This is a genomic window from Amycolatopsis kentuckyensis (assembly GCF_002155975.1).
In the GTDB taxonomy this organism is placed as follows: Bacteria; Actinomycetota; Actinomycetes; order Mycobacteriales; family Pseudonocardiaceae; genus Amycolatopsis; species Amycolatopsis kentuckyensis.
On sequence record NZ_MUMI01000543.1, the window covers coordinates 1 to 7355 of the forward strand.

General features: G+C 72.8%; 7 protein-coding genes. 3 read left to right on the forward strand and 4 right to left on the reverse strand.

Features of this window, described 5'->3' with window-relative positions; genetic code table 11:
* Positions 1-188 precede the first annotated feature (188 nt).
* The gene (locus CCN39_RS41115) at positions 189-1418 is read left to right on the forward strand and encodes an SLC13 family permease (RefSeq protein ID WP_086851715.1); all 1230 of its coding nucleotides are present in this window, start codon (positions 189-191) and stop codon (positions 1416-1418) included.
* A 3-nt stretch (positions 1419-1421) separates the two neighbouring features.
* Positions 1422-1814: a contact-dependent growth inhibition system immunity protein gene (locus tag CCN39_RS41120; protein ID WP_086851717.1), complete on the forward strand. Its 393-nt coding sequence runs from the start codon at positions 1422-1424 to the stop codon at positions 1812-1814.
* Positions 1815-1824: 10 nt separating this feature from the next.
* On the opposite strand, the gene CCN39_RS41125 is transcribed toward CCN39_RS41120, so the two are convergent.
* From CCN39_RS41125 to CCN39_RS41140, 4 genes are all read right to left on the reverse strand, one after another.
* Positions 1825-3567: a DUF2339 domain-containing protein gene (locus tag CCN39_RS41125; protein ID WP_086851719.1), complete on the reverse strand. Its 1743-nt coding sequence runs from the start codon at positions 3565-3567 to the stop codon at positions 1825-1827.
* A gap of 183 nt (positions 3568-3750) precedes the next feature.
* The gene (locus CCN39_RS41130; protein ID WP_086851721.1) at positions 3751-4905 is read right to left on the reverse strand and encodes a bifunctional RNase H/acid phosphatase; all 1155 of its coding nucleotides are present in this window, start codon (positions 4903-4905) and stop codon (positions 3751-3753) included.
* A complete protein-coding gene (locus CCN39_RS41135) occupies positions 4902-5639 on the reverse strand; it encodes a zinc ribbon domain-containing protein (protein ID WP_086851722.1) in 738 nt (245 codons plus the stop codon). Before CCN39_RS41135 ends, CCN39_RS41130 begins: the two co-directional genes overlap by 4 nt.
* Before the next feature lie 9 nt (positions 5640-5648).
* Complete coding sequence (locus CCN39_RS41140; RefSeq protein WP_244211230.1) at positions 5649-6479, reverse strand: Nif3-like dinuclear metal center hexameric protein; 831 nt, start codon at positions 6477-6479, stop codon at positions 5649-5651.
* Positions 6480-6510: 31 nt separating this feature from the next.
* Between CCN39_RS41140 and CCN39_RS41145 the strand changes: the two genes are divergently transcribed.
* Positions 6511-7077, forward strand: a complete 567-nt coding sequence (locus CCN39_RS41145; RefSeq protein ID WP_086851726.1) for a chorismate mutase — start codon at positions 6511-6513, stop codon at positions 7075-7077.
* Positions 7078-7355 lie beyond the last annotated feature (278 nt).

Below are 7355 nucleotides of genomic sequence, written 5' to 3' on the forward strand. Positions count from 1 at the left end.
CGCGCGGACGGTCGCTGCCCCGGGCGGCGGCGATCTCGCGGTGACCGGTCCGCCCTTTCCCGCTGCAGGTCGAGACCGGCGCTCCGGCCCGCCGATGTCCAAATCGGACTCCCGCCCGCGGGGGCGCCCCCCGTTCTCCACGCTACCCGGAGGCACCGACAGAATCGGGCCGCGGTTAGCGTGAACGCGTGAACCTCCTCGCGGGCGCGGCCAGCCTGCTGCTCCTGGCCGGTGTGCTCGTCTTCGCCATCGTGCGGCCGCGGGGGTGGCCCGAAGCCGTCGCCGCCGTGCCCGCCGCCGGGATCGCTCTTCTCCTCGGTCTCGTGCCCGCCGACGCGGCCGGTGCGCGGGCTGTCGAAATCCTGCCCACGCTGGGCTTTCTGGCCGCGATCCTGCTTTTGTCCTTTTTGGCCAGTGTCGACGGGGTCTTCGCCTGGCTCGGCAACCGGCTCGCCGAGGCGTGTCACGGCCGTCCGCGGCGGCTGCTCGTCCTCACCTTCGCCGCCGCGGCCGGAGTCACCGCCATTCTCAGCCTGGACGCCACCGTCGTGCTGCTCACCCCGGTCGTCCTCGCCACCGCGAAAAGCCTCGAACTCCCCGCCCGGCCGCACGTCTACGCCTGCGCGCACCTGGCCAACTCCGCGTCGACGCTGCTGCCCGTCTCCAACCTGACCAACCTCCTCGCCTTCGCCGCGTCCGGGCTGACCTTCGCCGGGTTCACCGCGCTGATGGCCCTGCCGTGGCTGGTCACGATCGGCATCGAGCTGCTCGTGTTCTTCTGGTTCTTCAAGACCGATCTGCGGCCGCGGGAGACGCCCGAACCGCGGCAGCACCTCGAGACGCCGACGTTCTCCCTGGTCATCCTCGGGCTGACGCTCGCCGGGTTCGCCGTCGGGCAGCTCGGGCACGTCGAGCCGGTGTGGATCGCCGCGCTGGCCGCGCTCATCCTCGGCGTGCGTGCGCTCGCGCAGGGCAAGATCCGGCCGTGGCAGCTCGTCACCGAAGCGGCGCCGCAGCTGTGCCTGTTCGTGCTGGGCCTGGCCGTCGTGGTCGAGGCCGTGTCGGAGCACCTGCTCGGCGGCGTGCTGCGCGCCGTCCTGCCGACGTCGACCGGCCTGGTCGACCTGCTGGTCGCCGCCGGGGTGGCGGCGCTGCTGGCCAACCTGGTCAACAACCTGCCGGCCACCCTCATCCTGCTGTCCGTGCTGGGCCCGCACCCGGCGCCGGGGGTGCTGCTGGCGGTGCTGCTCGGCGTCAACATCGGCCCGAACGCGAGCTACCTCGGCTCACTGGCGACGCTGCTGTGGCGCCGGACGCTCCCGGAGCCGCCCTCCCCCAGGACGTTCCACGCGCTGGGGGCGCTCACGACCCCGCTGAGCCTGGCCGCGGCGACGGTCGCGCTCTGGTCGGTACTCTGAACCGTGATCAATCCGTCGTTGAGCCTCGAACAGCTCGAAGGCCACGCCTGGGGCGCACCGCCCGCCGACGCGACCCGGCTGGTCCGGACGGCCCACGAACTGCGGCGCAAGCCGGTCGGTGAGCTGAGCGCCGAAGACCTCCGGCTGCTGCTGGGCCAGCACGTCGGCGTCGAGGTGCTGGTCCCCCTCGCGCTCACCCACCTCGAACACGACCCCATGACCGAAGGCGACTTCTACCCCGGTGACCTGCTGGCCGCCGTGCTGGAGGTGCCCGCGACGCACTGGCCGGGCCACCCCGGCGACCTCGGCCGCGTCCGGCGCGTGCTCGAGGCTGTCACCGACGACACCGGCGTGCGGCGGCAGATCGACGCCTTCCGCGCCGCGCACCTCCGCTGAGCGAACAGGCTCAGCCGGGGATCGTGATCGTCTGGCCCGGCTTCATCGTCGCGCCGCAGTCGTCCAGCGGGCCGCCGAAGCGGTCCGCCGCCACCGCCGGGATCGTCTTCGCCGCGTAGTCCTGGGCCGCCTTGAGCTTCGCCGGGTCGGTGACCGCGTCGCGCCGCACCCAGTCGCCGTTGCGGAGACCTTCGATCGGGGAGCTGTAGATCAGCACGTAGTCGCGGTCGAGGCGCGGGTCCAGCGCGATGCCGTTGCCCGCCGCCCAGGGGCCCCACGAGTGGATGAACGTCGGCTTGACCGTGTCGAACACGTAGTTGCGCAGGCCGGCCAGGTCGTTGTCGTGCACCAGGTCGGCGATCGGCTTGTTGACCAGGCCCGCCATGTCCACCAGCTCGAGCCGGCTCGTCATCGACGAACCGCCGAGGTCGGGCAGCAGCAGCGACGCCTTCTGCAGGCCGAGGATGTCGGCGTAGGTGTTGAAGCCGCGGCCGAAGCGGTCGGCCACCAGGCACGCCGTGATGTTCGGGTTCTTCGCGAACTTGTCCGCCGCGGCCGCGAACCCGACCGCCGACGGGACGAACGCGCCCACCAGCACCACGACGATCCCGGCGCGCAGCAGCACCTGCCGGTGGCGCAGCAGCTCACCGGCGGACAGGGTGCCCGCGATGACCGCCAGCGCCCAGATCGGGCTGGCGAACCGGTGCTGGTACATCCAGTCGGCGACCATCACGCCGTACGCGATGATCCCGAGCCCCAGCGGCACCAGCAGCGCGATCAGCGAACGCCGCCACGGCGCCTTGACCAGCGCGAACACGATCACCAGCGCCAGCGCGACCACGCCGGCCCAGCCCGCGTAGCCGACCAGCTCGAACGGCCGCTTCACCGCGTCGAAGCCGGGCAGGCCCTGCTGCTTCGCCACCGACGGGTTGGCCAGCAGCCGCCCGAACTCCGCGTGCCGCCAGACGACGTAGGCGCCGAACGGCACCGCGAACGCCGCCACCGACAGCAGCGCGAGCCGGAAGCTCTTCCAGAACAGCCCGGACCGCAGCAGGAACAGCGCGGCGAGCGGGTACGCGCCCGCGTAGATCAGGCCTTCCGGACGGGTCAGCGCGGCGAACGCCACCATGACCCCCGCCCAGATCGCCACCTTGGGGGTCAGGAGCCGGTCGTTGCGCACCGCGACGAACAGCGTCACGCCCAGCGTGACCACCGCGAACGCGAACAGCGAGTTCTCCAGGCCCGAGACGACCCAGATGACGTACGACGGGATCGTCGCCAGCGTCAGGCCGGCGATCAGCGTCGCCAGCCAGGCGAACCGCGTGAAGATCTGCTTCGCGGCGATGTGGCAGGCCGTCAGGACGCCGCCGGTGAACAGCAGGCCCAGCGCCTTCGGGAACAGCACGTAGTCCGGGATGCCGAAGAGCGCGCCGTGGTCGAAGAGGCCGACGAGCTTGCCGAGGCCGAGCAGCACCATCCACGTCGGGTCGGAGAAGCCCTCGACCGGCGGGGCGCCCGGCTGCAGCACCGGGCCGAGGCCGTCGGCGAAGCTGCGGGCGTAGGAGAAGGTGATGGCGGCGTCGTCGACGATCCAGTGGCCGTAGCGGGTGGCGTGCACGGCGACGGCCGCGACGCCGGCGAGCACGGCCAGCACCGGCGCCAGGCGCGCGCCCCAGCCGCGGGTGGCCGTGGTGGTGGCCGGGTCCTCGGGGACGTCGCTCGGGGAAGTCTCGGTGAGTGCGCTAGCCGTCATGTCCTCGTCACTGTTCCGCCCGCAGGCTTCTGCCGGTGGGATACGCGCGAGCTGGCGCCCCCTGAGTGGATCCATCGGCGGATCCGCCACCGCGGCGACGCGGTCGAGACACTGTAGCCAATACCCCATCCGGGGTCGGCCACGCGTCGGTGTTGAGCGTGATCCACCCCACATTTCCGCCGGTCAGGCCAGGTGCGAGGTGTCGTTGACGAGGCGGACCGAGGCGTTCCCGTCCGGGTAGAACTCGACGATCGACAGCGACGCCAGATCGAGGTGCAGCCGGAACAGCAGCTGCGGCCCGGCGTCGAGGCCCATCCGGAGCAGCGTCTTGATCGGCGTCACGTGGCTGACCAGCACCAACGTCTTGCCGCCGTGCTCGGCGATGAGCTCGTCGCGGGCCTTGCGGACGCGCCGGTGGACGACGTCGAAGCTCTCCCCGCCGGGCGGCGGCACCGAGCTGTCGCCCAGCCAGGAGCGGTGCAGCTCGGGGTCGCGGTCGGCCGCTTCGGCGAACGTCAGGCCTTCCCACTCGCCGAAGTCGGTCTCGATCAGGCCGGGGTGGGTCTCGACGCGGCCGCCGAGCGCGTCGGCGACGGCCTGCGCGGTCTGCTTCGTGCGGGTGAGCGGCGAGGAGACGATCGGGACGGCCTCGCCGTCGACGACCAGGCCCTCGGTCGCGGCCAGCCGCTTCGCCGCCGCGGCGGCCTGCGTCCGGCCCAGCTCGGTCAGCGGGACGTCGCCGCGGCCGGAGTACCGCCGCAGGGCCGACATCTCGGTCTGGCCGTGACGCAGCAGGAGCAGCCGAGTGGGGGTGCCCTTCGCGCCGGTCCAGGGCACCGCCGCGCGGTCGGGCTTGCGGGTCGGCAGCTTGGGCAGGGCGGCGGCCGCCGCGGTCTTCGCGGCGCCGGGCCGGCCGGCGGCGGGCTTGCCGGTCGCCGCGTCCATGGCCTCGTTGGCGAGGCGGTCGGCGTGGGAGTTCTGCGCGCGCGGGATCCACTCGTACCCGACGCGGGAGAACGCCGCGGCCAGCTCCTTGGCCCGCTCGGCCAGCGGCTGCATGTCCTGGTGCTTGATCTTCCAGCGCCCGGACATCTGCTCCACCACGAGCTTCGAGTCCATCCGGACGTCCACAGTGGACGCCCCGAGCTCGGCCGCGGCGGCCAGGCCGGCGATCAGGCCGTTGTACTCGGCGACGTTGTTGGTGACCACGCCGAGGCTTTCCTTGCGCTCGGCGAGGACGTCACCGGTGGCGGCGTCCTTCACCACGGCGCCGTAGCCGGCGGGCCCCGGGTTGCCCCGGGAACCGCCGTCGGCCTCGACGATGACGTGCGACGTCACAGACCCGACTCCAGGGTCCGGACCAGGATCGCGCCGCAGTTCTCGCACTGGATGACGTCGTCCTCCGGCGCGGCCTTGATCTCGTTGACCGTGTTGCGGTCCAGCTCCAGCTGGCAGGCACCGCAGCGGCGGGCGCGCAGCAGCGCGGCGCCGATGCCCTTGTGCTCGCGGACCCGCTCGTACAGCTTGAGCAGCGGTTCCGGGAAGCGCGGCAGCAGCTTCACGCGGTCTTCGTCGCGGCGTGCGCGGGTGGTGTCGAGGTCCTTGAACGCCTCGTCGCGGCGGACGATCGCGGCGGCGACCTCGGCCTCGGCCTTGTCGACCTCGGCGCCGGTGCGCTGCGCGTCCAGGCCGAGGGCCTCGCGCTGTTCCATCAGCTCCAGCAGGTCGTCCTCCAGCGCGCGCTGGCGGCGTTCCAGCGACTGCAGCTCGTGCTCGATGTCGGTCATCTGCTTCGAGTTCACCGAGCCGGACGCCAGGAGCTTGCGGTCGCGGTCCTCGCGGGCGCGCACCGACTCGATCTCCTTCTCCTGGCGGGCGATCTCGCGGTCGAGGTCGGAAGCGGCGGTCTCCACCGACACGAGCGCGTCGCGGCGCTCGCGGGCGGTCTTCTCCCCCGCGTCGATCTCGGCCAGCTCCGGCAGGGTGCGGCGGCGGTGCGCGGTGCGCGAGAGCTCGGCGTCCACCTTGGCGAGCTCGAGCAACTGGCGCTGCACGGCGGGTTCGGCCTTCACGGTGCTCCTCTAAATCGATGTGCGCTCGGCGCGGACGTTCCACGGGTCGGTGCACCGCGTGGAGACGTGAACGTCGACGTTACCCGCAAAGGTCCGCGCCACGAGCGCCGAGGCTTGCCCGCACCAGGGCCACTCGCTGGCCCAGTGGGTCAGCCCGACCAGCGCGGGCACCGGGCCGCGGCCGGCGAGGTGCTCACCGGCGGGGTGATGCCGCAGGTCGGCGGTGACGAAGGCGTCGACGCCGGCTTCGGTGGCCTGCTTCAGGTAGGAGTCCCCCGCGCCACCGGAGACGGCGACGGTGCGGATCGGGCGGCCGGCGTCGCCCGCGCCGAGCACGCCGGGCACGGTCGCGGGGAGGGCGTCGGCGACGCGCTGGACGAACGCCGCGAACGGCTCGGGCTCGGGCAGTTCGCCGATCCGGCCGATGCCGGTGACGCCGTCGCTGTTGGCCGCCAGCGGGCCGGTCACGCGCAGCCCGATCGCCTGCGCGAGGGCGTCCGAGACACCGGGGTCGGCGGAGTCGGCGTTGGTGTGCGCGCAGTAGAGGGCGATGCCCTCGCGGATCATCCGGTGGACCAGCGAGCCCTTGGCGGTGTCGGCGGGCACGCCGTGCACGCCGCGCAGCAGCAGCGGGTGGTGCGCGACGATCAGCTGCGCGCCGAGCTCGACGGCTTCGTCGACGGTCTCGCCGACGGGGTCGACGCAGAACAGCACGCGGCTCACGGGTTCGGCGGGATCGCCGCAGACGAGGCCGACGGCGTCCCACGACTCGGCGAGCTCGGGCGGGTAAGCCCGTTCCAGCACGGAGATGACTTCGGAAATGGCGGAAGGCGCGGACACGCGGTGATTTTCGCATGTACGGTCCGGAGCCATGCGCCTTCGGTCCCTGCTCGTCACGGTGACGGCGGCCCTCGCCGCGGCCCTCCTCTTCGCGGCCCCCGCTTCGGCTTCGAGCCCCTCGCTGTGGCGGCTCACCGACCTGGCGGCGCAGCGCGTCGCGATCGCCGACCAGGTGGCCGCGGCCAAGTACGGCACGCCGTCGCCGATCGACGACCCGGCGCGGGAGCAGCAGATCTACGACTCGGTGGCCGCGCGCGCCCCGGGCCTCGGCCTCGACCCGGCGGACGCGGTGCGGTTCTTCCGCGCCCAGATCGAGGCGAACAAGCTGGTGCAGCGCGGCCTCTACGCCCGCTGGGACGCGCATCCCGAGGAGGTGCCGGCCGGCCGTCCCGACCTCGGGCAGATCCGCCCGGTGATCGACGGGCTCAACACGGGCCTGCTGACGGAACTGGCGGCAACGGCAACTTCGCGGGCGGCGCGCTCGTGCCCGGTGCACCAGCTGGTGACGGCGGACGTGGTGGAGCTGTTCCACCGGTTCGACGCACTGCACAGGCAAGCATTGGCAGCCGCGACTTCGGCGACCTGCACGGCGGGTTAGGGCGCCCCGGCGGCGCCAGGGCCGCCGCGGCGCCGGGTGGGATCAGTTGCAGTTGCCGCAGCAGCCACAGCCCTGACCGGTGCACTTCGAGCAGCACCCGTGCATGATCGCTCTCCTTCCGGTTCGCGTCCTCGCCCGATCGACGGTAAGTACGGGCCGCGGGCGGCGATACCGCCGAGCGGGCGGGTGACGGGGTGAACCCAGTGGTTACGCACCGGGCCGCCTGCTGGTTTCCGGGGGTCGATGGCCGGGGTTTCGCACCCGCGCCGGGCCGGGTC

Excerpts from the sequence above, each read along its gene's own strand:
- CCN39_RS41125 (WP_086851719.1), bottom strand. The coding sequence starts at position 3,567 with ATGACGGCTAGCGCACTCACCGAGACTTCCCCGAGCGACGTCCCCGAG.
- CCN39_RS41145 (WP_086851726.1), top strand. The coding sequence starts at position 6,511 with ATGCGCCTTCGGTCCCTGCTCGTCACGGTGACGGCGGCCCTCGCCGCG.